General features: G+C 62.3%; 21 protein-coding genes. 10 read left to right on the top strand and 11 right to left on the bottom strand.

Annotated features, from left to right (window positions below; translation table 11 throughout):
- Nucleotides 1–41 precede the first annotated feature (41 nt).
- The 5 genes from HOY34_RS19685 to HOY34_RS19665 all read right to left on the bottom strand — a co-directional run bounded on the left by HOY34_RS19685 (nucleotide 42) and on the right by HOY34_RS19665 (nucleotide 5,303).
- Entirely contained in the window at nucleotides 42–1,127 is a 1,086-nt protein-coding gene (locus HOY34_RS19685; RefSeq protein WP_172366039.1) for a sn-glycerol-3-phosphate import ATP-binding protein UgpC, read from the bottom strand.
- On the bottom strand, nucleotides 1,128–1,970 hold the full coding sequence (gene ugpE / locus HOY34_RS19680) for a sn-glycerol-3-phosphate ABC transporter permease UgpE (RefSeq protein ID WP_172366037.1): 843 nt from the start codon (nucleotides 1,968–1,970) through the stop codon (nucleotides 1,128–1,130).
- Between the two features lie 4 nt (nucleotides 1,971–1,974).
- Nucleotides 1,975–2,967, bottom strand: a complete 993-nt coding sequence (locus tag HOY34_RS19675) for a carbohydrate ABC transporter permease (protein WP_172366035.1) — start codon at nucleotides 2,965–2,967, stop codon at nucleotides 1,975–1,977.
- 118 nt (nucleotides 2,968–3,085) lie between these two features.
- The gene (locus HOY34_RS19670) at nucleotides 3,086–4,384 is read right to left on the bottom strand and encodes an extracellular solute-binding protein (protein WP_172366033.1); all 1,299 of its coding nucleotides are present in this window, start codon (nucleotides 4,382–4,384) and stop codon (nucleotides 3,086–3,088) included.
- 124 nt (nucleotides 4,385–4,508) lie between these two features.
- On the bottom strand, nucleotides 4,509–5,303 hold the full coding sequence (locus HOY34_RS19665) for a DeoR/GlpR family DNA-binding transcription regulator (RefSeq protein ID WP_172366031.1): 795 nt from the start codon (nucleotides 5,301–5,303) through the stop codon (nucleotides 4,509–4,511).
- A gap of 179 nt (nucleotides 5,304–5,482) precedes the next feature.
- Here HOY34_RS19665 and HOY34_RS19660 point away from each other — a divergent pair, with 179 nt between their 5' ends.
- From HOY34_RS19660 to HOY34_RS19640, 5 genes are read left to right on the top strand one after another with little or no spacing between them, the layout of a single operon-like run.
- On the top strand, nucleotides 5,483–6,724 hold the full coding sequence (locus tag HOY34_RS19660; protein ID WP_172366029.1) for an extracellular solute-binding protein: 1,242 nt from the start codon (nucleotides 5,483–5,485) through the stop codon (nucleotides 6,722–6,724).
- Between the two features lie 11 nt (nucleotides 6,725–6,735).
- Nucleotides 6,736–7,611, top strand: coding sequence for a carbohydrate ABC transporter permease (locus HOY34_RS19655; RefSeq protein ID WP_172366027.1), 876 nt, complete (start codon nucleotides 6,736–6,738; stop codon nucleotides 7,609–7,611).
- Nucleotides 7,608–8,444, top strand: coding sequence for a carbohydrate ABC transporter permease (locus HOY34_RS19650; RefSeq protein WP_172366026.1), 837 nt, complete (start codon nucleotides 7,608–7,610; stop codon nucleotides 8,442–8,444). Before HOY34_RS19655 ends, HOY34_RS19650 begins: the two co-directional genes overlap by 4 nt.
- Before the next feature lie 3 nt (nucleotides 8,445–8,447).
- Nucleotides 8,448–9,278: a PfkB family carbohydrate kinase gene (locus HOY34_RS19645; RefSeq protein ID WP_172366024.1), complete on the top strand. Its 831-nt coding sequence runs from the start codon at nucleotides 8,448–8,450 to the stop codon at nucleotides 9,276–9,278.
- Between the two features lie 2 nt (nucleotides 9,279–9,280).
- The gene (locus tag HOY34_RS19640) at nucleotides 9,281–9,949 is read left to right on the top strand and encodes a DapH/DapD/GlmU-related protein (protein ID WP_253944565.1); all 669 of its coding nucleotides are present in this window, start codon (nucleotides 9,281–9,283) and stop codon (nucleotides 9,947–9,949) included.
- A 35-nt stretch (nucleotides 9,950–9,984) separates the two neighbouring features.
- Here the strand turns inward: HOY34_RS19640 and HOY34_RS19635 are convergent, their stop codons facing one another.
- From HOY34_RS19635 to purF, 6 genes are all read right to left on the bottom strand, one after another.
- Nucleotides 9,985–10,425 carry a TspO/MBR family protein gene (locus tag HOY34_RS19635; protein WP_172366020.1) on the bottom strand — a complete coding sequence of 147 codons (441 nt, stop codon included), beginning with the start codon at nucleotides 10,423–10,425 and terminating at the stop codon, nucleotides 9,985–9,987.
- Between the two features lie 310 nt (nucleotides 10,426–10,735).
- Entirely contained in the window at nucleotides 10,736–11,065 is a 330-nt protein-coding gene (locus tag HOY34_RS19630) for a hypothetical protein (protein ID WP_172366018.1), read from the bottom strand.
- Nucleotides 11,066–11,148: 83 nt separating this feature from the next.
- The gene (locus HOY34_RS19625) at nucleotides 11,149–12,672 is read right to left on the bottom strand and encodes a UdgX family uracil-DNA binding protein (protein ID WP_172366016.1); all 1,524 of its coding nucleotides are present in this window, start codon (nucleotides 12,670–12,672) and stop codon (nucleotides 11,149–11,151) included.
- Nucleotides 12,669–13,898 carry a putative DNA modification/repair radical SAM protein gene (locus HOY34_RS19620; RefSeq protein WP_172366014.1) on the bottom strand — a complete coding sequence of 410 codons (1,230 nt, stop codon included), beginning with the start codon at nucleotides 13,896–13,898 and terminating at the stop codon, nucleotides 12,669–12,671. Before HOY34_RS19620 ends, HOY34_RS19625 begins: the two co-directional genes overlap by 4 nt.
- A 211-nt stretch (nucleotides 13,899–14,109) precedes the next feature.
- On the bottom strand, nucleotides 14,110–15,228 hold the full coding sequence (gene ada / locus HOY34_RS19615) for a bifunctional DNA-binding transcriptional regulator/O6-methylguanine-DNA methyltransferase Ada (protein WP_172366012.1): 1,119 nt from the start codon (nucleotides 15,226–15,228) through the stop codon (nucleotides 14,110–14,112).
- Between the two features lie 224 nt (nucleotides 15,229–15,452).
- Nucleotides 15,453–16,970 carry an amidophosphoribosyltransferase gene (purF, locus tag HOY34_RS19610; RefSeq protein WP_172366010.1) on the bottom strand — a complete coding sequence of 506 codons (1,518 nt, stop codon included), beginning with the start codon at nucleotides 16,968–16,970 and terminating at the stop codon, nucleotides 15,453–15,455.
- A gap of 493 nt (nucleotides 16,971–17,463) precedes the next feature.
- Between purF and HOY34_RS19605 the strand changes: the two genes are divergently transcribed.
- The 5 genes from HOY34_RS19605 to HOY34_RS19585 form a co-directional block, all read left to right on the top strand.
- On the top strand, nucleotides 17,464–17,946 hold the full coding sequence (locus tag HOY34_RS19605) for a hypothetical protein (protein ID WP_172366008.1): 483 nt from the start codon (nucleotides 17,464–17,466) through the stop codon (nucleotides 17,944–17,946).
- Between the two features lie 365 nt (nucleotides 17,947–18,311).
- The gene (gene rpsL / locus HOY34_RS19600) at nucleotides 18,312–18,683 is read left to right on the top strand and encodes a 30S ribosomal protein S12 (RefSeq protein WP_092895889.1); all 372 of its coding nucleotides are present in this window, start codon (nucleotides 18,312–18,314) and stop codon (nucleotides 18,681–18,683) included.
- A gap of 20 nt (nucleotides 18,684–18,703) precedes the next feature.
- Entirely contained in the window at nucleotides 18,704–19,174 is a 471-nt protein-coding gene (gene rpsG, locus HOY34_RS19595; RefSeq protein ID WP_172366006.1) for a 30S ribosomal protein S7, read from the top strand.
- A 9-nt stretch (nucleotides 19,175–19,183) separates the two neighbouring features.
- Nucleotides 19,184–21,301, top strand: coding sequence for an elongation factor G (gene fusA / locus HOY34_RS19590; RefSeq protein ID WP_172366004.1), 2,118 nt, complete (start codon nucleotides 19,184–19,186; stop codon nucleotides 21,299–21,301).
- A gap of 76 nt (nucleotides 21,302–21,377) precedes the next feature.
- On the top strand, nucleotides 21,378–21,991 hold a 614-nt coding region (locus HOY34_RS19585), incomplete at its 3' end, for a GTP-binding protein (RefSeq protein ID WP_172366002.1).

The following is a 21,991-nucleotide window of genomic DNA, read 5'->3' as shown; positions in this document are numbered from 1 at the left end:
CCGTATTTTGCAGATTTACGCGCAGGGCAGGGGCTGCTGGCTCATGCCGGTTGATGTGCGGCCTGGCGCGTCTGTCGGACCAGGTCCAGCCGTTTGCCCGAGGTGGTGTCAAAGATATGCACCCGCGCCGCCGCAACGCTCAGCCGCATCTCGTCATGCAGGGGCATTGCCGGATCCAGCGTCAGCACCAGCGGCTGGCCGTCGACATGACCATGAACCAGGCGTTGCGCGCCCAGTTCCTCAACGAAATCGGTGCGGAAGGGCAGGCCAGCGGCGGCCGGGGTCAGATCCTCGGCGCGGATCCCCAGCGTCACGGGGCCGCTGTGGCCATAGACCGGGCTGGTATCCAGCTGGGTTGAGCCTAAGGAGATCCGTCCGCCCTCGATCCTGGCATCAAGCAGGTTCATCGCAGGCGAGCCGATGAAAGAGGCGACGAAGGTCGAGGCGGGGTTGTGATAGATTTCAAGCGGTGCGCCGACCTGCTCGATCCTGCCGCCATTCAGCACCACCAGCCGGTCGGCAAGCGTCATCGCCTCAAGCTGATCATGGGTCACGTAAAGCGAGGTGGTGCCAAGGCGTTTTTGCAGGCGCCGGATCTCGCCGCGCATGGTCACGCGCAGCTTTGCGTCAAGGTTCGAGAGGGGCTCGTCAAAGAGGAAGGCGGCGGGCTGGCGCACCACCGCACGCCCCATCGCCACCCGCTGGCGCTGCCCGCCCGAAAGCGCGCGGGGCTTGCGGTCGAGATAGGGGCCAAGCTCCAGCATCCTGGCGGCTTCTGCCACGCGGGCCTCGATCTCGGGCTTTGGGGTGCGGCGGTTTTTCAGACCGTAAGCCATATTCTCGCGCACGCTCATATGCGGGTAGAGCGCATAGTTCTGAAACACCATCGCAATGTCACGATCCGCCGGATCGATCTGGTTCACCACACGCGAGCCGATGGAAACCTCACCGCCAGAGATCTCTTCCAGCCCCGCAACCATGCGCAAAAGCGTGGATTTTCCACAGCCCGAGGGGCCGACCAGCACGATGAACTCACCGTCCCTGATGTCAAGATTGATGTCGGAAACCGAGGCTGCCTTTGCGCCTGGATAGGTTTTCGAGACATTGGAAATCGTGATGGAGGCCATTTATTTGTCGCTCTCTGTCAGGCCCCTGATGAACCAGCGCTGGAACACCACCACCACGATCACGGGCGGCAGCAGGGCCAGAACGGCAAGGGCAAAGGCTTCGTTATAGTCGGGGATCTGGCTGCCGATCCAAACCTGCAGGATCTGCTTGATGCCGCGCATCAGGGTGAAGAACCGCTCTTCGGTCGTCATCAGCATCGGCCAGAGATATTGGTTCCAGCCATAGACGAACATGATGATGAAGATCGCGGCCATCATGGTTTTGGAAAGCGGGATCAGCACATCCCACAGGAATTTCCATGGGCCCGCGCCATCGATGCGGGCGGCCTCTAACAGCTCGTCCGGGACGGATTTGAAGAACTGGCGGAAGTAAAAGGTGCCGGTGGCCGAGGCCAGCAGCGGCACGATCAGCCCGGTGTAGCTGTTCAGAAGGCCCAGCGAGGACATGACCTGGTAGGAGGGCATGATCCGCACTTCCAGCGGCAACAGGAGCGTCGTGAAGATGATCCAGAACAGGAAGGTGGCAAAGCGAAAGCGGAAATAGACCAGCGCATAGGCGGCCGCCATGGAAAGCACGATCTTGCCCACCGCAAAGCCCAGGCCAAGGATCAGCGAGTTCATCAGCATGGTGATCCCGGTCACCTGACCCGTAAAGCCGCCCTTGCGGGTCAGGACCGCTTCATAGGTCTCGGCCCCATGGCTGCCGGGGATCAGCGAAAGCCCGTTCATATGGATATCGACCGCCGAATGGGTCGAGGTGATGATCGCCACAAGGACCGGCACACACATGAAAAGCGTGCCGAGGATCAGGATCAGGTGGTCGAAGGGGTGGATCCGGTTCATGGCATCATCCGTAATGCACGCGGCGTTCCAGCCAGCGGAACTGGATCAGCGTCAGCACCAGCACGATGACCATCAGGATCACCGATTGCGCGGCCGATCCGCCGATGTCATTGCCACGGAAGCCGTCATTATAGACCTTGTAAACAAGGGTCAGCGGGTTGTTGGCGGGCTTGTCCTTCACCATCACGTCGATCACCGCGAAAGTGTCGAACAGCGCATAGGTGATATTGATGATCAGCAGGAAAAACGCCGTCGGCGCCAAAAGCGGCAGGATCGCCGTGCGAAAGCGGGTAAAGCCGCCCCTGCAGTCGATCACCGCGGCCTCTCGCACGCTGGCCGGGATGCCCTGCAGGCCCGAGAGGAAGAAGATGAAATTATAGGGCACCTGCTTCCAGACAGAGATCAGGATCATCGCAGAAGCGGTGTCCCAGTAGTTGATCCCCACCTTCATCTCATAACCAAACCAGCCCGCAAGCGTGACAAACGGCCCGATATGCTGATCAAACAGCATCATCCCCATCAGCCCGGCAACCGGCGGCGCGATGGCATAGACGGCGATCAGCGCGGTGCGGTAAGCCGAGCGGCCCCGGATCACCTTGTCGGCCTTGACCGCGAACAAAAGCCCAAGCCCCAGCGAAAACGCCGTGACCAGGACCGTGAACAGCGCCGTGAACCCGGCGATCCGCTGATACTCACGCGAGCCAAGCGCATCCCTGTAATTGTCGATACCGACGAAGGTTGCGCCAAAGCCGAAGGGGTCTTCGATATAGAAAGACGAGGTGACCGCCTGGACCGAAGGCCAGTAGAAGAACACGAAAATCACCACCAGCTGCGGCGCCAGGAAAATCCAGGGCAAAAGCGGCGCGTCGAATTGCACGCGTTTCGCAGGCGCTGGGGAGGGCGCTGGGGAGGGCGCGGTGGCAGGCCGCGTGAACCAGCGCCGGATGCGCCCGGGTCTTGCAGCGGGTGATGTCACGGGATGGGTGAGGTCACTCATCAGGGGCTTTCAGATCGGTGGCCGGGGGCGGGCCGGCGATACAGGAACGGGGGCAAAGGGTCGGAACGGCGAAGGCCGGACCCGCCTGATGCAGGTCCGGCCAAAGGCTTTTCAGGCGTCAGCCAGAGGTCTTGGCGAAACGGGCCAGCAGCTCATTGCCCTCGGTCTCAATGGCTTTGAAGGCGTCTTCAACGCTGGTCTCACCCGAGAAGATCTTGTTGAATTCGCGCTCTTCGATCACCCGGATCTGCGGGTAAAAGCCCAGGCGGTAGCCCTTCGACCATTCGCCCTGCGGTGCCATCAGCTGCTGGATGCCGACCTCGGCAACCGGGTTCTGCTCATACCAGCCATCGGCCTTTGATTTCTCATAGGCGGCCTTGGTGATCGGAACATAGCCGGTGGCCTGGTGATAGAAGGCCTGGATCTCGGTCGAGGTCAGGAAGCTGAAGAAATCGGCCGAGCATTTGTTCTGGTCATCGGGCTTTCCGGCCATGGCAAAAAGCGCGGCCCCGCCGATGAAGGTCGATTTATTGCCATCGGCAACAGTTTCATCATAGGGCATGAAAGTGGCCGAGAAAGGCATGGTCGCGGTTTTCGACAGGCCCCCGAACGAACCCGAAGAGCCGATCCACATCGCAACCTTGCCCTCTTCAAAGGGCTTTTGGTTGTCTGCCCAGCCAGCGCCGTAAAAGCCGAACAGGCCCTCTTTGTGCCAGGCGGCAAGGCGGGTCCAGAAGGCGATCATCTCGGGGGCGGTGGCGCGCAGCTCGGTGCCGTCAAAGCCATCATAGCCGTTGTTGTTCGAAGCCATCTGCACATTGTTGCGCGAGTAGAAATTCTCGAACAGCTGCCAGGTCAGCTGGCTGCCGGTCATCGGGATATAGCCCGCCTCTTTCAGCTTTGGCGCGACCGCCTCGAATTCGGCCCAGGTTTTCGGCGCTTCGACACCGGCTTTCTCAAAGGCCTCGGTATTGAGATACATGATCGGCGCCGAGGAGTTGAACGGCATGCCGATGAACTTGCCTTCCGCATCGGCGTAGAAATGGCGGATGCCATCAATAAAGGCTGCGCGGTCAAAGGTATGGCCGTTCTGGATCAGCAGATCCTCGGCAGAGATGGTCGCGCCTTTGGCATTGATGATGGTGGCCGCGCCCGCATCAAAGACCTGCAGGATATTGGGCTGCTCGCCCGAGCGGAAGGCCGCGATCCCCGAGGCGAGGGCCTCTTCATAGGTGCCTTTCGAGACGGGCGTGATCGCGCAGGCGCTTTGTGCGGCGTTGAATTTTTCGGCGACCTGGTTGATCACCTGCTCATTGGCGCCGCCCATGCCATGCCACCAGCTGATCTGTACGGGGTTGGCCAGAGCTGCGGTGGAGCTAAGGGCCAGCGCGAGCGTCGCGGTCAGCGTCTTTTTCATGTCCGGGTCCTCGATAAAGATGATGCGCGGACTCCTAGGCGGGGCATGCAACATCTTTCCGGCGGTTTTGTAACGTTTTTATCCAAATTTCGCTTTGGCCTGATCCGTGCCCCTGAACTGCGTTTCAGAACAGCAACTCGCCCCCCGCAGCCTCAATGCCGCGAAACAGCGCGGGCTCTGGCGGGCGGTCGGTGATCAGGTAATCAAGCTGCGACAGGTTCAGGATCTGAAGCCGCTCGCCGCTTTTCATCGAGCTTTGCGGGATCATCGCAGCGACCCGGCGCGACTGCGCCCGCGCCACCTGCGCCAGCTGCAGATGAACCTCGCTGCGCCCCAGGAGGCCGCGCTGCGCATCGATGCCGCTTGCGCCAAGAAAGGCCAGATCGAAGCTGCGACGCGAGATCATCTCCATCGCCTCAAAGCCCGTGCAAGCCCTGGATGAGGCCGAAAGCTGGCCGCCGCAAAGGCAGACATTGGTCTGCACCCCCGATGCAAGCACCACGCCGATGTCGATCATCACCGTGGTCGCGTCGATCCGCGGCCCTTCCCGCAACAGCCAGGCCAGCGCCAGAACCGTTGATCCGCCCGAGAAAAACACTGACATCCCCGGCTCGATCAGCGACAGCGCGAGCCGGGCGATCCGCTCTTTCGCCGCCCGGTCGGTGCCGATCCGCATGTCGATATGGGGCAGGACATAGCCGGTGGCGGCCCGCGCACCGCCATAGACCCGGGTCACGAACCCCTCATCCTCAAGCGCTTTCAGATCGCGCCGGATCGTCTCGACCGAGACGGCAAAGTCTGCGGCCAGCCGCACAACCTGGGCCTCGCCCCCGGCCAGGATGATCGAGCGGATCATTTTGCGGCGCTCGCCCCCCGAAAGGTCTGAGGTGGGATCTGTGGAATCGATTGCTTCGGCCATGCGGGGCCTCCTGTGCTGCTGGCTTTGGCAAGACCACAGAAGACCCACATTATTTATGACAAACCGGGCATCAAACGGGCATTCATCCCGCAAACCGGGCGTGAGCGGGCAATCTGGCTGTCATGGAAGGCAGCTAGTCTTTGGTGAAAGACAGCATCACCACCACGAAAGATCCCCCGATGACCCAGTTTTCCCGCCGCGCCATTCTGGCAACCGGAGCCGCCGCTTTTGCGACCTCCTTCCTGCCCGGCCGCGCCCGCGCCAGCGATGTCAGGCTGACCGTCTCATCGATCTGGGGCGCGGATAAGCCGTTCCAGAAGGTGGTTGACGCCTTCAACGCCAAAGGCCTGGGCGTGCAGGTCGAGAACCGCTTTGACGGCGATTATGAGGCCGCCACCGCCAAGGCGCTGGCCGGGATCGCGGCGGGGAAAGCGCCCGATCTGATGGTGACGGGCTGGAAATTCGGCTATTTCGCCCGCCGCACCCTTGGCGCACGCGATCTGCGCCAGATTGATGAGGCCCGCGCCGCCGCGATCATGGAAAATTTCCGCCCCTCGCTGGTGCCGCTGGTCACCATTGATCAGGCGCTGATCGGCCTGCCCTGGGCGATGTCGACGCCGATCACCTTCATCAATTCGCAGCTTTGGGCCGAGGCCGGGCTTTCGCCCGATCTGCCGGAAAACCCCGATACCGACTGGCTTTATGATGCGGGCCGCAAGCTGGACGCGGCGCTGAAGGGGCATGCGACCTATCGCTCGGCGCTGGCGCTGTCGAACAACGAATGGACAAGCCAAAGCTTCATCCAGAACGCTGGCGGGTTCATCATCGACCCCGAAGGCCGCCTCGCGCTGGAGAGCGACGCCGCCCGCGCCGGGATGGAGGCCTTTTGTGCCCCCGCCCATGAAGGGCTCTGGCTGCCGGTGTCGGGCAAGGAACAGGACGCGGCCTTCGAGGCCGGTGCCCTGGCGATCTGCACCACCTCTTCCACCCGCGCGGTTTCCTTCCCGCAGGGCCCGGCAAAGGCCATTACCGCGAAATTCCCGGGGCTTGCCGGCCATGCCCGCAATATGAACAGCGGCGGCAATTTCCTGGCCGTCTATACCCAGGAAGCCGAGCGTGCCCAGGCGGCGCTGAGCTTCCTGGAATTCTGCGCCTCAAAAGAAGGTCAGATGATCTGGTCCGAGGTGGGCTATCTGAACACCTCGACCCATGAGATCCCGCTGATCAACGCGTTCATGGCCCCCGCCGAGGCGCAGCTGCAGGACGGCCTGAGCGCCGAGACGATCTGGCCCGGCAAGCGCGGCCTGGAGGGGCAGGGCATCTGGCGCAATTGGGTGACCCGGATGCTGACGAAAGAGGTCAGCGTGGCCGAGGGTCTGAAACAGGCTTCGGCAGAGCTGGCCCTGGTGCTGGCAGACTGATGCAGCCGGGCATGATGAAAAGGCTGGTCCCGTGGCTCTTTGTGGGGCCAGCCGTCCTGTCGGTGATCATCTTCCTATACGGGCCGATGATCGCCTCGCTGGTGCTTTCGGTGCTGGACTGGAACCTGCTGTCGCCAGAGATCGGCTTTGCAGGGGCTGATCATTACGAGGCGGTGCTTGCCAGGCGTGATTTCCGGCAGGCGGCCTGGAACACCGTGCTTTACTGCGTGATCCTGATCCCGGCGCAGATCATTTTGCCGCTGATATTCGCGCTGATGATCCATGGATTGCGCGGCTCGCGGATGGCGGTGATCTATCGCAGCGCCCTCTTTTTGCCGACGATTGTTGCCTATTCGGTGGCGGGGGTGGCCTGGTCCTGGCTGTTGAACCCGGTGAACGGGCTGTTCAACGAGGTTCTCAGCGCCTTTGGCTGGCCGCGCTCGCGCTGGCACACCGACCCGGATCTGGCGATCTTGGCCGTCTCGATGGTGACATTCTGGAAAAGTTTCGGCCTCAATATGCTTTTGTGGCTCGCGGCGCTGGCCACGGTGCCGCAAAGCCTGATCGAGGCCGCGCGGCTTGATGGCGCGGGACGGCTGCGGATGTTTTTCGATCTGACGCTGCCGCTGATCTCGCCCACCGCGTTTTTCATCGCCGTAACCACGTTGTTTTCGGTGCTTGATGATATCGTGGGGGTGGTGGATGTGCTGACGGGTGGTGGCCCTGCCGGATCAAGCACCAACCTGCTTTATTACCTGTGGCAGCAAGGGCTTGGCTATTTCCAGTTCGGTCAGGCCAGCGCGGTTGCCATGATGATGATCGCCGCAGTCCTGCTGGTGACATGGGCGCAATTCGCCCTGGTCGAGCGGAAGGTGCATTACGAATGAGCCGCGCATTCACGCCTGGACGCGTCGTTTTGCATGGGCTGTTGCTGGTCCTGTCGGCGCTGACGGTATTCCCGCTTTTGTGGATCGTGACGGCGGCCTTCACGCCCCAGGATCTGATCGCGGCGAAATCCATGCGGTTCTGGCCCGAAAGCCCGACGCTTGCGAATTTCACCGAGGCCGCAAGGCGTCAGCCGATCTGGGCCTGGCTGTGGAATTCGATCCTGACCTCGGCCCTGATCACGCTGGGCAAGCTGCTGCTCAGCCTGCCTGCGGGCTATGCCTTCGCGCGTATGCGCTTTGCCGGGCGCGATGCGGCGTTCTGGATCATTGTGGCCACCATGTCTTTCCCGGCCGTGCTGGCGATCATCCCGACCTATATCGGGGTGGTAAAGCTGCAGATGTTTGACACCTACAGCGCGATGATCGTGCCGATGATCCCCTATGTCGGCTTCTATGTTTTCTACTTTCGCCAAAGCTTCCTGCAGCTGCCCGCCTCGATGTTTGAGGCGGCGCGGATCGACGGGGCAGGGGTGTGGCGGCAGTTCACCCAGATCGCGCTTCCCAATGTCATGGGGGCGATTGCGGCGCTTTCGGTGATCTCGTTCATGGGGGCCTGGAACATCTATCTCTGGGGTCAGCTGGTGCTTGATGATGCGGGCAAGAAAACCCTGACCACCGGGATCGCGCTTTTTGCCGATCTTGATGCCGCCGAAACCCCCTGGGGCGCGCTGATGGCGACGGGGCTTTTGTCGATCCTGCCGGTGCTTGGGGTTTTCCTGCTGGCGCAACGCTATATCGTCGAGGCGCTTGCGCCCGGCCTGGGAGAGAAGTGAGAGATGGGCAATCTGAGACGGCCCGTCATGGTGGTGGGCCATATCAACCATGACCGGATCTGGCGGCTGTCAGAGAGGCTGGTCTCTGGCGGGCGGCAACGCTGGACAGAGCGTGAGATCAGCCGCGGCGGCGGCGCCTTCTTTACCGGAAACCGGCTGCACGAGCTTGGCCACCGGGTGGAATATGTCTCGGCGCTGGCCAGTGACGCGATGGGGCAAGAGACCTTCGCAGCATTGCAGGCGGCTGGCTTTGGCACCGCCCATATCGCACGCGGCGCACCCGCGACTGTGCTGACCGAGATCCTGCTGGCCCCCGACGGCGAGCGCACGATCCTGCAGGCCCCTGGTCGCCAGCCGGTCTTTGACCTCTCTGGCCCGCCGCCCGAAGCGGGGGCCGCCTATCTCAACATCCACCACATCGGGGCGGGGCTGCGTGAGGCGCTGTCCCATCTGGATCTCGTGCTTTTGCAGCTGCCGCTGATCGCGGATGCAGAGATCGCGGCGGATTACGCCATCACCTCGGCCGCGGACTTCGCAGACCTGACCCCAGGTGAAATCCTCGCACGGGCGCGGGGCGTCTGCGGGGCGCGGCTGCGGGCGCTGATCCTGACCGACGGGCCCGGCCCGGTGCTGCTGCTGCCCGTACAGGGTGATGCGCAAACGATTCCCATCAACCGGCCGCTGGTTTTGAAAAACTCGATCGGGGCGGGTGACAGCTATGCGGGCGGGCTTTGCCATGCGCTGTCCCTGGGGATGTCACCTGCACAGGCCGTTGAACATGCGGGCACTCTGGCCCGCGACTGGTTGCTGCAAAACCGATGTGAGGATCAATGAACATGCCCGGCCCAAAACTTGCGCAGACCATCGTCAGCCCCGAGGCCTCTTTGCGCGAGACCGTTCTCGGACAAAGCTGCGAGGTGCTTGAGCGCAGCCGGATCGAGTATTCGAGCCTTGGCGATTACAGCTATGTCGGCCAGGATTGCATGATCTCAGACAGCGAGATCGGGCGCTTTTGCGCCATCGCGGCGACTGTGCGGATCGGTGCGCCGAACCATCCGATGCAGCGGGCAAGCCAGCACCGCTTTACCTATTGCCCCGAGTATTACGCCGCCGGGCAAAGCCGCGATCAGGCCTTCTTTGCCGCACGCCGGGCCGCGCGGGTGGTGATCGGCAATGATGTCTGGATCGGGCATGGGGTTATCGTGCTGCCCGGGCTGCGGATCGGCGACGGTGCCGTTCTTGCGGCGGGGGCGGTGGTGACGAAGGATGTCGCGCCCTGGTCGATCATCGCCGGGGTGCCGGGGCGGCATGTGAAATACCGCTTCCCGGCAGAGGTGCGCGCCAGCCTTGCGCGGATTGCCTGGTGGGATTGGCCCATGGCGCAGATCATGGCCAATCTCGCGGGCTTTCGTGATGACGATGCCAGCGCCTTTTGCGCGGCGCTGGATCCCGCTTTCGCCGCCCCCGCCTTTTCCGGCGCCCAAGCCTTTTCCGACCAAGGCTGAGGCAGGGCGGCGGCAATGCGCCTGTCACGATGCGATCAGTTCAGTCGCCAGATTTCGAAATTTAGCACGAATGCAAAGGCAACCCAGGCCAGATAGGGCAGGAACAGCGTGGCCGAGGCCGGATCATGCCGCCTTGCCCGCAGGGTGAAGGAAAGGATGACCGCAAGCAGCAGGCTGATGACAGTAAGGGCCAGCCCCGGTTTCTCTGCCCCGAAGAATGCAGGCGACCAGGCATAGTTCAGGGCCAGCTGAGCAACCCACAGGGTGCGAAGCCCTCTGTCAGCCGAGCGGTTCCACAGACGCCAGCCCACGGCGCCGATCATGACGTATAGCGCCGTCCAGACGGGCGCAAAGACCCAGTTGGGCGGATTAAACGCAGGTTTGGCAAGGCCCTGATACCAGGGGCCAGGCACATTCAGCCAGCCGATGATCCAGCCGACAACCACCACCGGGACAATGAAAACTATCAATCTCATGGCGGCCTCATGGGGGCGGTCCGATCCTCTTTTCGGTCAGCGTGCAGTGTTGCGCAGCCAGGCTGACCATAATTCCCCCGCTGCGTTTTTCAGAGGGTCTGAGGCAGGACCTGGACCATCCCGACCTGTCCTCAGTGTCGCGGTTCCGTTAAAGGCCCCGTTTAAAGGCTCCGGTTCCGAAAATCTCCGTAGTGCGAAAATGCCAGTGGTCCGAAAATGTCGGTGGTCCGAAAAGGTCCGTGGCCCGCAGATGATGCGGGCCACGGTTCGCCGGAAAGCGAGGGAAACTCATTCCGGCGGGGCAATGGTGTCAGCGGCGGCGATCGCCAGAGAGGGCACCGCTGAGAAGCAGCCCGGCTGCCAGGCCCAGAAGGCCCACCGTCGACAGGACGGTGGCAGTCGTGCCGGGATTGTCGCGCATGGCGCCCACGGCGACATGGGCCTGGTCACGAACCTGGGCGACAGCATGACGTGCGGCGTGACGGGCGCGGCCCTTGCCTTCCTCGAAGGCCTCTTCGGCATCATCCACCGCCTCCGATGCACGCGATGCGAGTGACTTGCTGATTTTCGATATTTCCTTCTTCAGATCGGTGATCTGTTTTTCGAGATTTGCACGGATATCATCTTCAGAATCGGCCATTACATCACTCCTTTTGAACAAGGCTGGGTCAGAGACCCTCGCTGAGAAAACGATCTGAGAGGCTTTCGGTTCCCGAAACTGTCTCAGTATTCCTGGGGGTTCCCGGGGCGGGAAGGATCGGCGCAGGCAGAAAGCGCCAGGCTCAGGTCCGTCGACAGCGCTGCCCTGAGGTCCATGGCGGCGGCTTTGTCGGGCTGGCGCAGGATGGCGGCGGGGTGCCAGGTGATCAGGACCGGGCCACCATGCAGGCCCGTCTCGATCCTGCCGCGCCGGTCCTCCAGAGCTGCGGCCTTCCCGGTCAGTGCGAAAGCGGCCGAGGCACCAAGCGCGACCACCAGCTTTGGCCGGATGAAGGCCAGCTCCAGCCCCAGCCACCAGCGGCAATCCCCGATTTCCTGGCGGTTCGGGTTCTGATGCAGACGCTCTTTGCCGCGTGGGACGAATTTGAAATGTTTCACCGCATTGGTCAGCCAGACCGATGAGGGCGCGATGCCAGCCTCTGCCATAAGGCTGCGCAGCAGCTGACCCGCCGGGCCGGTGAAGGGGCGCCCCTCAAGGTCTTCCTGGTCGCCGGGCTGCTCGCCCACAAGCATAAGCCGGGCGTCAGTTGCACCCTCGCCCCAGACGGTTTGCGTTGCCGCCTCGCAAAGGCCGCAGCGGCGGCATTGCTGCGCGGCCTTTTGTGCGGCCTCCAGGGTGTCTGGCAGATCGGCGGCCACCGGCATCGTCGCACGGTAACGTGTCGAGACCGGGGCGGAGCCCGGGCGCGGGGTGCTGGCCGCCGCCGCATGCATCCGCGCCACGCGGGATTCCGCATCTTTCAGCATATCGGGGATCAGCCGCGTCTCGGGCAGGTTCTTCCAGTATTTCTTCGGCATCTCTGACCGCATCGCGTCCAGCTTGACCCGCGCGGGGTTGAAGATATTGGCGAAATAGGTGGCCCAGAGGCTTTCTGAGGCATCCTCAGACAGATCGGGCCCGGGCAGATTGGGGCGGGCACCGCCCGGCTGAAAGCTGAGGCTGCCTGCGATGAACTGCGCGGTCAGGCGCGGGGTGGCGATCATCCAGTCCATGTCCGCAAAGCGCTTTGCGAAGAAGGGGCTGCCTGGCTCCAGCGTGTTATGCTCTGGCTCGAACCAGGCGGCAAAGCGGTGGCGGCCCGCTGTGTCAGGGCCCGCGGGGATTTCCCGAAACCGCACAAAGGCATGCATTTTGTGGATGTCGCGCCCGACCGCCTTTGCCATCAGGTTCAGCCGCCGCCCCAAAGGATCGGCCTGTGACAGCGGCTCGCCCTGCCGCAGATCAAGCCGCCACAACGCCTGATAAAGCGCCGCCAGCCGGGCGGGGGCGGAATGCCAGATCACCGAGCCTGCCAGCCGGATAAACGCCTGCGGCACCTGCGCCTGATGCGGCCCGGGCGCTGATGGCAGCGCCTCGGTTGCGAACAATCCGCCCGCAGTCGGGCTGTTATCGGCATCGGCATCGGCATCGGCGGCGGTCTTCCAGTCGATCTGATCCGGTGCGATGCGATGGCTGATCGCGATACGGGCGGCGTCACGCCAGGCATTAAGCAACCCGCGTTCCGGCAGCGTGACGGCGTAGCTCACAAGAGCGACAACTGCTGCGGCGGCGGCGCAAAACGTGCGCGCAGATCGGCGCTGTCGGTCAGCCCGCGCGGCGACCAGCCCGGCGCCGTGATAAAGGGCCGCGCCTTCTTCATCAGCGCGCCCATGCGGGTCAGATCCTCATAGCGCAGCGCCTGTGTCTTGCGTGCGCCCAGGATCCGGTCAACCGTTCGGGTGCCAAAGCCCGGCACCCGCAGCAACATGTCCTTGCTGGCCCGGTTCACATCCAGCGGGAAAAGCCCGCGATGTTGCAGCGCCCAGGCCAGTTTCGGGTCGATCTCAAGATCGAGATGGCCCGCTGTCGTGCCGCTGGCGATCTCTTCGGCGCTGAAGCCGTAAAAGCGCAAAAGCCAGTCCGCCTGATAAAGCCGGTGCTCGCGCAACAAGGGCGGCTGCACCAGAGGCAAAGCGCTGGACGCATCCGGGATCGGCGAAAAGGCCGAGTAATAGACGCGCCGCAGCTTGTAGCCGGTATAAAGCCGGGTCGAGCTTTGCAGGATCGTCACGTCATCCGTGCCATCCGCACCGATGATCATCTGGGTCGACTGGCCCGCGGGGGCAAAGCGGGGCGGGCGCTTGCCGGTCAGGGTTTTTTCTTTCGCGGCCTCTCCCTCCAGCCGGACCTGGGCCATGGCGGAGCGAATGGTCTCGGGGCGCTTTTCGGGGGCGAATTTGCGCAGGCTTGCATCGGCGGGCAGCTCGACATTGATCGAAAGGCGGTCGGCGTAAAGCCCGGCCTCGCGGATCAGCTCGGGGCTGGCGTCGGGGATGGTCTTGAGGTGGATATAGCCCTTGAAGCCGTGGTCCTGACGCAGAACCCGCGCGATCCGCGCCATATCCGCCATGGTCTGATCGGGCGAGCGGATGATGCCCGACGACAGGAACAGACCCTCGATATAGTTGCGGCGGTAGAATTCCAGGGTCAGCGTCACGACCTCTTCGACCGAAAACCGCGCCCGTTCGACGTTTGAGGATACCCGGTTGATGCAATAGGCGCAGTCGAAGATGCAGAAATTGGTCATCAGGATCTTCAGCAGGCTGATGCAGCGCCCGTCAGGTGTATAGGCGTGGCAGATGCCCGCGCCGCCAGAGGATCCGATGCCGCCCGCACGGGAATCGCGCTTCTCGCCGCCAGATGAGGCGCAGGAAGCGTCGTATTTCGCCGCGTCGGAAAGGATCGCCAGTTTGTCCTGAAGGGTTCGTGCCATGGCGGCAAGATTATATGTTCACGAAATGTTCGTCAATTTCATATCTCGCAGGCCGGCGGGAAAAGGCAATCCCGGCAGGTGCGATGAGGTCGCGGATACGACCTCGCAAGACGCAGGCCGCCGCAGCTTTGGTGGGTTTCACCCGGCAAAGCCACGGACAAAATCACGGGCAAAGTTACGGGCAGCTTGCGGGGCATGTCGTCAGACAGGGTCAGCGGGGCAGGGGCCTGGCCTCTCTTTCCAGAAGTGCGCGTTTCCTTTCAACGCCCCAGCGGTAACCGGCGAGTGTGCCATCATGTCTGACAACGCGGTGGCAGGGGATGGCCACCGCAAGTTTGTTCGCGCCACAAGCCTGCGCCACGGCGCGCACCGCTTTGGGTTCGCCGATCAGGCGGGCGATATCGGTATAGGTGGCCGTCTGACCTGGCGGGATCTGGCGCAGCGCCTGCCAGACCCGCTCCTGAAAGGCGGTGCCGCGAATATCCAAAGGCAGCGTAAGGCCGATCCCGGGCGCTTCGACAAAGCCCACGACCTGCGCGACAAGGGTCTCATAATCCGCATCCCCGCCAATCAGCACGGCCCTGGGGAAACGGTCCTGCAGATCGCGCACCAGCCTGTCGGGGTCGTCGCCCAGCGTGATCGCGCAGATCCCCCTGTCGCTTTGCGCAACCAGAATGGCGCCGAGGCTGGTTGCACCGACCGCAAAGCGGATCTCGGCGTCCTTGCCGCCATTGCGGTATGTGGTCGGCGTCATGCCAAGCACTTCGTATGAGTTCTCATAAAAGCGGGAATTCGCGTTGTAGCCAGCCCCATAGATCGCGCCGGTCACGCTTTCGGTCGGATCGGCAAGCTCTGCGCGCAGCTTGCGTGTGCGATGCGTCACCGCCCATTGCCTGGGGGTCAGGCCGGTGATTTTTCTGAACTGGCGATGAAAGTGGAATGGGCTCATCCCGATTTTGCGGGCCAGCTCCTCCAGTTTCGGCAACTTGTCCGAGGCCTCAATAAGGCGGCAGGCCTCGGCCACCAGGGCCGCATTCGCCCCGGCCGGGGATTGCCCGTTCGGATGGCAGCGCAGGCAGGGGCGAAAACCGGCGGCCCCGGCCTCGGCGGGTGTGTCGAAGAAACCCACATTCTGCGGCTTTGCATGGCGCGAGGGGCAGGATGGACGACAGTAGATGCCCGTGCTTTTGACGGCATAGACAAACTGCCCATCGGCGCTTTTGTCCCGCGACAGCACGCTTTGCCAACGGGGGTCAGCCTCGGTCTGGCCGGGCGTCTGGCTGGCGGTCTGGCTGGCGGTCTGGCTGGGGGTCGGGCTGAACTCTGTCATCTGCGGTCTCGCGATCTGAGCGGTGTTGGGCTCAATCTGGGGGCAGATCGCTGACCGCACACTCCGATCCTTGCTTTCAAATCCCGAAATCCCGGGATCACAGCATTTTCGCGGTGTGCTTTCCGAATGGGCGCGCCCCATCGCTGTGCGGCCCATCGAAACGCGATCCTGAAACCGAAAGCCCTTGCCTCTCTGGCCCGGGCGCAGAGATCAGGCCTCTTTGATCAGCCCTCGTTGTGCAGTTCCAGATTTTCGGTTTCGCTCTGCAGTTGCAGCGCCCTTGCGTCATCTTTGCGCAGAGCGTCGAGATAGGACAAATAGGCCTGATCGACATCTTTGGTGACATATTGCCCATCGAAAACCGAGCAGTCGAATTGCGCAATCGTGGGATTGTCCGCGCGCACGGCCTCGACCAGATCGGTCAGATCCTGGAAGATCAGCGCGTCAGCCCCGATCATCGCGCGGATCTCTTCGACGTTGCGGCCATGGGCGATCAGCTCTTCGGCACTGGGCATGTCGATGCCATAGACATTGGGGAACCGCACCTCGGGCGCGGCCGAGGCCAGATAGACCCGCTTTGCGCCCGCATCCCGCGCCAGTTCAACGATCTGCTGCGAGGTGGTGCCGCGCACGATGGAATCGTCGACCAGCAGCACGTTCTTGCCCGCGAACTCAACCCGGTTCGCATTCAGCTTGCGCCGGACCGAGGCGCGGCGGACCTGCTGGCCCGGCATGATGAAGGTGCGCCCGACATAGCGGTTCTTCACAAAGCCCTGGCGGTAGGGTTTGCCGATGATCTGCGCGATCTCAAGGGCGATATCGCAAGAGGTCTCTGGGATCGGGATCACGGCGTCGATCTCCAGGTCTTTCCAGTTCTCGGCGATCCGCTTGCCCAGCTTTTGGCCCATGCGCATCCGTGCGCTGTAGACAGAGACCCCCTCCATCCGGGAATCGGGGCGGGCGAAATAGACATATTCGAAGATGCAGGGCGAAAGGGTGGGGGCGTCGGCGCACTGGCGGGTGAAAAGCTGGCCGTCCAGGGTGACATAGACCGCCTCGCCGGGGGCGACATCGCGCATGAACTCGAACCCAAGCGTATCAAGCGCGACGCTTTCCGAAGCGACCATATATTCTGTGCGCCCATCATCAAGCCGCCGCTGCCCGATCACCAGCGGGCGGATGCCATGGGGGTCGCGGAAGGCGAAAAGGCCGTGGTCGATGATCATGCCGACACAGGCATAGGCGCCGCTGATGATGCGATGCGTGGCGGTGACGGCGGCAAAGACATCCTCAACCGTCAGCGGATAGCGCTGCGAGCGGTCCAGCTCGCTGGCGAAGACATTCAGCAGCACCTCGGAATCAGAGGTGGTGTTCACATGGCGGCGGCCATTCTCAAACAGGCGCTGACGCACCGGGCCGACATTGGTCAGATTGCCGTTATGGGCCAGGGTGATGCCATAGGGCGAGTTGACATAGAAGGGCTGCGCCTCTGACGCGCTGGAGCTGCCTGCGGTCGGGTAACGCGTATGGCCGATGCCGATATTGCCCTGCAGGCGCTGCATGTGCCGGGCCTCGAACACATCGCGCACCAGGCCATTGGCCTTGCGCAGGCGAAAGTGGTTCATGGCGTCGATGGTGACGATGCCGGCCGCGTCCTGGCCGCGATGCTGCAAGACGGTCAGGGCGTCATAGATCGACTGGTTGACCGGCGTGAAGCCCGCGAGTCCGACAATACCGCACATGTGTCTTTCCTTTGCCGACGATTCAGAATGGGTGGCCCCTGAACGAGTGGCCTTAAACGGGGTTGGCCCTGCAGGGCCCTGGGCGGTCTTGTGCTGGCAGGCCCGCAGATCGGCGGGGCATGCTTGCTGTCCTTATGCGCTGCCCGGCTCAGCCATGTCAGACCGGACAGATTGCTGGTGTGGATCTCAGGTGTAGCGATGCCATTGTCAAGATCAGCGCCACCCTGACGGGTGGAAAGCCGGGGGGAAATGGGGGGCAAACGGCGGGCAAACGGGGGCGGGGCGCATATAGAAAGCCGTGAGCTGTGCGAGAGGGCAGGGGTGCACAGCCGACCTGTGCAAAAACGCTGGAACGGGCCGGGTTTCTGTGCCAGGTCGGGGTGTCAGGTTGCGAACCAGCTTCCCAGCATTCCGGAGGATGGTTGCCTGCGCTGCGGCGCGGCCTCGAAGGCCAGCGATCATCCCGGACAATCTCAACCGGAGAGGGTGCGCCATGGGATGTCATCACAATGAAAAGCGGCTGGCTGCAGGCGGCGACGGTTTGCCGATCCGGCTGTCCGATCCCGGGATCTGCGATGCCGACAGGCTGATGCTGCAGCTGGCCCGCCATCTGTTCCGCGATGTGGCCTTTCCGGGTCATGGCGACCGGCAGATGGCAATCTCGGTCGCGCAGGCGGGCTTTGGCTATGGGTGCGGCGCGGCGATGGTTGCGGATCTGCGCCATGCGATCCTCTTGCTGGCTGATACCCGCCGGGACGTGTTCCACTATCACAACCCCGATTGCCCCGGCTGCTCGGACCGGCTGAGCGCGGCAGAGCTGATGTTCCTGCGGCTGTTGCAGGCGCTGCGCGAAAGGCAGGCCAGTGCGGCGGCGGTCAATGCGATGCTCTTGTGTGAGGGCAATTCATATCAGGCCTTTCTGGACGTGCTGGCGCGGCTTTACCTGCCGGGGCGGATCGGCCATGACCGGACCTGAGGCCCCCCAATCTGTGCCCCGCGATCTGTGCCCCCCCGATCTGACCCGCTGATCCGGCGCCCGCTCAGCCCGGTTGCCCGGGCCGCCGGGGGCCAGGAATAAAAGGCGCAAAGGGGGGCTGCGGTTGACACTCCGGGCGATTCCACCTATAGCGCCGACATCCTGCTGCGGGCCTTGTCCGGCAATGGGATCAGAGCGCCCTACCGGCACAGATACGGGATAATCCCCCTATCCTCTGATAACGACCCGCGTCATCCACCTCTGGCGGATGAATGCGGTTTTTTGTGTTTTGCGATTCGCGCAATCCACTCGAGAAGCGGCGCACCATAAGGCATAGGGTGCGAGTATCGAAACGAGGAACGTTAATGCCGACGATTCAACAGCTTATCCGGAAACCCCGGGAAGATAAGCCGAGCAAGTCCAAGTCGCAGCACCTGGAATCCTGCCCGCAAAAGCGTGGGGTTTGCACCCGCGTTTACACCACGACCCCGAAGAAGCCGAACTCCGCTATGCGGAAAGTGGCCAAGGTTCGTCTGACGAACGGCTTCGAAGTCATCTCCTACATCCCCGGCGAAAAGCACAACCTGCAAGAGCACTCGGTCGTTCTGATCCGTGGCGGCAGGGTGAAAGACCTTCCGGGTGTCCGTTACCACATCCTGCGCGGTGTGCTGGATACCCAGGGTGTTAAAGATCGTCGCCAACGCCGTTCGAAATACGGCGCGAAGCGTCCGAAGTGATCTGAGGGGAGATTTAAGACATGTCACGTCGTCACGCCGCAGAGAAGCGCGAAATTCTCCCGGACGCCAAATATGGCGACCGCGTTCTGACCAAATTCATGAACAACCTGATGCTGGATGGCAAAAAGTCGGTCGCCGAGTCGATCGTCTATGGTGCCCTGACCCGCGTCGAAGCAAAACTGAAGCGCGCTCCGGTTGAGGCTTTCCACGAAGCCCTCGACAATGTGAAGCCTTCGGTCGAAGTGCGTTCGCGCCGCGTTGGTGGTGCAACCTACCAGGTTCCGGTTGAAGTCCGCACCGAGCGCCGCGAAGCGCTTGCAATCCGCTGGCTGATCACCGCTGCCCGTAAGCGCAACGAAAACACCATGGAAGAGCGTCTCGCAGCAGAGCTGTCGGATGCCGTCAATGGTCGCGGCACTGCCGTGAAGAAGCGCGAAGACACCCATAAGATGGCAGACGCGAACAAAGCGTTCAGCCATTACCGCTGGTAAGGGGGCCATATGGCACGCGACTATCCGCTTAATCTCTATCGTAACTTCGGCATCATGGCTCACATCGATGCTGGCAAGACGACCACGACCGAGCGTATTCTTTTCTATACCGGCAAGAACCACAAAATGGGCGAGACGCATGATGGCGCCTCGACCATGGACTGGATGGAGCAGGAGCAGGAGCGGGGGATCACCATCACCTCGGCTGCGACCACCACCTTCTGGGAAAAGACCTACGACGGCACGGCACCCACTTCGCCGAAGCACCGTTTCAACATCATCGACACCCCCGGCCACGTTGACTTCACCATTGAAGTTGAACGTTCGCTGGCGGTTCTCGATGGTGCGGTCTGTCTGCTTGACGGTAACGCCGGTGTGGAACCGCAAACCGAAACGGTGTGGCGTCAGGCCGACCGTTACGGCGTTCCGCGCATCGTCTTCGTCAACAAGATGGACAAGATCGGCGCTGACTTCCAGAAATGCCTCGACATGATCAAGGACCGCACCGGCGCGACCACCGCACCGATCGCGTTCCCGATCGGCGCTGAGGACCGTCTGGAAGGTATCGTTGACCTGGTGACGATGGAAGAATGGGTCTGGGAAGGCGACGACGTCGGCGCTTCCTGGGTTCACCGTCCGATCCGCGACGAGCTGAAAGAAGAAGCTGAGACCCGCCGCGCGACGCTCGTCGAGCTGGCAGTCGAGCAGGATGATGCTGCGATGGAAGCTTACCTCGAAGGCAAAGAGCCTTCGCAGGACGAGCTGCGCGCACTGATCCGCAAGGGCACCATGTCGATGGCCTTCGTGCCGGTTCTGGGCGGTTCTGCGTTCAAGAACAAAGGCGTGCAGGCTCTGCTGAACGCTGTTGTCGATTATCTGCCTTCGCCGCTGGACGTGAAACCCTATATGGGCTTCGCACCGGGCGACGAGACCGAGACCCGCAACATCGAGCGCACCGCTTCGGACGAGCAGCCCTTCTCGGGTCTGGCGTTCAAGATCATGAACGACCCCTTCGTCGGCTCGCTGACCTTCACCCGGATCTATTCCGGCGTGATGAAAAAGGGCGACAGCCTGCTCAATGCGACCAAAGGCCGCAAAGAGCGCGTTGGCCGTATGATGATGATGCACGCCATCGAGCGTGAGGAAATCACCGAGGCCTATGCTGGCGACATCATCGCGCTTGGCGGTCTGAAAGAGACCACCACCGGCGATACGCTCTGCGATCCGGCAAGCCCGGTCGTTCTCGAAACCATGACCTTCCCGGTCCCGGTTATCGAGATCGCCGTCGAGCCGAAGACCAAAGCCGACCAGGAGAAAATGGGCATCGCCCTTGCTCGCCTTGCGGCCGAAGACCCCTCCTTCCGCGTCGAGACCGATCAGGAATCGGGCCAGACCATCATGAAGGGCATGGGCGAACTTCACCTCGACATCCTCGTCGACCGTATGCGTCGCGAGTTCAAGGTCGAGGCGAATATCGGTGCGCCGCAGGTGGCTTATCGTGAGACGATCTCGTCGGAATACGAAATCGACTACACGCATAAGAAGCAAACCGGCGGTACGGGTCAGTTCGCACGCGTCAAGCTGGTGATCTCGCCGACCGAACCGGGCGAAGGCTATTCGTTCGAGTCGAAAATCGTTGGTGGTGCGGTTCCGAAAGAATACATCCCCGGCGTCGAAAAAGGCATCAAGTCCGTTATGGACTCGGGCCCGCTGGCAGGCTTCCCGGTTATCGACTTCAAAGTCGCTCTGATCGACGGTGCTTTCCACGACGTCGACTCGTCGGTTCTGGCGTTCGAGATCGCTTCGCGTGCGGCTATGCGTGACGGTCTGCGCAAAGCCGGTGCGAAACTGCTTGAGCCGGTTATGAAAGTCGAAGTGGTGACCCCGGAAGAATATACCGGCGGCATCATCGGCGATCTGACCTCGCGTCGCGGCATGGTTCAGGGTCAAGACACCCGGGGCAATGCAAACGTGATCAACGCGATGGTCCCGCTGGCGAATATGTTCGGCTATATCAACAACCTGCGTTCCATGTCTTCGGGCCGCGCGGTGTTCTCGATGGAATTCCACCATTACGACGCCGTTCCGGAAAACCTGTCGCTGGAAATCCAGAAGAAACACGCCTGATCCGGCGGGGGGGCGTCCGCGCCCCCCATCCCATCCTGCCGTGATTGCACGGCATTGAATTTCAAGGAGCTGCCAAATGGCAAAGGCAAAGTTTGAACGGAACAAACCGCACGTCAACATCGGCACGATCGGCCACGTTGACCACGGCAAGACGACCCTGACGGCCGCGATCACCAAATATTTCGGTGAATTCAAAGCCTACGACCAGATCGACGGTGCTCCGGAAGAGCGCGCACGTGGCATCACCATCTCGACCGCACACGTCGAGTATGAGTCGGAAAACCGCCACTACGCACACGTCGACTGCCCCGGCCACGCTGACTATGTGAAAAACATGATCACCGGCGCGGCGCAGATGGACGGCGCGATCCTTGTTGTGAACGCAGCTGACGGCCCGATGCCGCAGACCCGTGAGCACATCCTGCTCGGCCGCCAGGTGGGTATCCCCTACATGGTCGTCTACATGAACAAGGTTGACCAGGTTGACGATCCGGAACTGCTGGAACTCGTCGAGATGGAAATCCGCGAGCTGCTGTCGTCCTACGAATACCCGGGCGACGACATTCCGATCATCAAAGGCTCGGCTCTGGCCGCAATGGAAGGCCGTGACAATGCAATCGGCGAGGACTCGATCCGCGCGCTGATCGCTGCTGTCGACAGCTACATCCCGACCCCCGAGCGCGCTGTTGA

It is taken from the genome of Pseudogemmobacter hezensis (genome assembly GCF_013155295.1).
GTDB classification, from domain to species: domain Bacteria; phylum Pseudomonadota; class Alphaproteobacteria; order Rhodobacterales; family Rhodobacteraceae; genus Pseudogemmobacter; species Pseudogemmobacter hezensis.
The sequence above is the reverse complement of the archived record's forward strand: the minus strand, read 5'-3'. Positions and strand labels throughout refer to the sequence as shown.

Bases quoted from the DNA above. Each gene is read 5' to 3' on its own strand.
- HOY34_RS19630 (WP_172366018.1), bottom strand. From the start codon at position 11,065: ATGGCCGATTCTGAAGATGATATCCGTGCAAATCTCGAAAAACAGATC.
- HOY34_RS19660 (WP_172366029.1), top strand. From the start codon at position 5,483: ATGACCCAGTTTTCCCGCCGCGCCATTCTGGCAACCGGAGCCGCCGCT.
- HOY34_RS19675 (WP_172366035.1), bottom strand. From the start codon at position 2,967: ATGAGTGACCTCACCCATCCCGTGACATCACCCGCTGCAAGACCCGGG.
- HOY34_RS19670 (WP_172366033.1), bottom strand. From the start codon at position 4,384: ATGAAAAAGACGCTGACCGCGACGCTCGCGCTGGCCCTTAGCTCCACC.
- ugpE (WP_172366037.1), bottom strand. From the start codon at position 1,970: ATGAACCGGATCCACCCCTTCGACCACCTGATCCTGATCCTCGGCACG.
- HOY34_RS19645 (WP_172366024.1), top strand. From the start codon at position 8,448: ATGGGCAATCTGAGACGGCCCGTCATGGTGGTGGGCCATATCAACCAT.
- ada (WP_172366012.1), bottom strand. From the start codon at position 15,228: ATGACAGAGTTCAGCCCGACCCCCAGCCAGACCGCCAGCCAGACCGCC.
- HOY34_RS19685 (WP_172366039.1), bottom strand. From the start codon at position 1,127: ATGGCCTCCATCACGATTTCCAATGTCTCGAAAACCTATCCAGGCGCA.
- HOY34_RS19605 (WP_172366008.1), top strand. From the start codon at position 17,464: ATGGGATGTCATCACAATGAAAAGCGGCTGGCTGCAGGCGGCGACGGT.
- rpsL (WP_092895889.1), top strand. From the start codon at position 18,312: ATGCCGACGATTCAACAGCTTATCCGGAAACCCCGGGAAGATAAGCCG.
- HOY34_RS19665 (WP_172366031.1), bottom strand. From the start codon at position 5,303: ATGGCCGAAGCAATCGATTCCACAGATCCCACCTCAGACCTTTCGGGG.
- fusA (WP_172366004.1), top strand. From the start codon at position 19,184: ATGGCACGCGACTATCCGCTTAATCTCTATCGTAACTTCGGCATCATG.
- HOY34_RS19635 (WP_172366020.1), bottom strand. From the start codon at position 10,425: ATGAGATTGATAGTTTTCATTGTCCCGGTGGTGGTTGTCGGCTGGATC.
- purF (WP_172366010.1), bottom strand. From the start codon at position 16,970: ATGTGCGGTATTGTCGGACTCGCGGGCTTCACGCCGGTCAACCAGTCG.
- HOY34_RS19655 (WP_172366027.1), top strand. From the start codon at position 6,736: ATGATGAAAAGGCTGGTCCCGTGGCTCTTTGTGGGGCCAGCCGTCCTG.
- HOY34_RS19620 (WP_172366014.1), bottom strand. From the start codon at position 13,898: ATGGCACGAACCCTTCAGGACAAACTGGCGATCCTTTCCGACGCGGCG.
- HOY34_RS19650 (WP_172366026.1), top strand. From the start codon at position 7,608: ATGAGCCGCGCATTCACGCCTGGACGCGTCGTTTTGCATGGGCTGTTG.
- HOY34_RS19640 (WP_253944565.1), top strand. From the start codon at position 9,281: ATGCCCGGCCCAAAACTTGCGCAGACCATCGTCAGCCCCGAGGCCTCT.
- rpsG (WP_172366006.1), top strand. From the start codon at position 18,704: ATGTCACGTCGTCACGCCGCAGAGAAGCGCGAAATTCTCCCGGACGCC.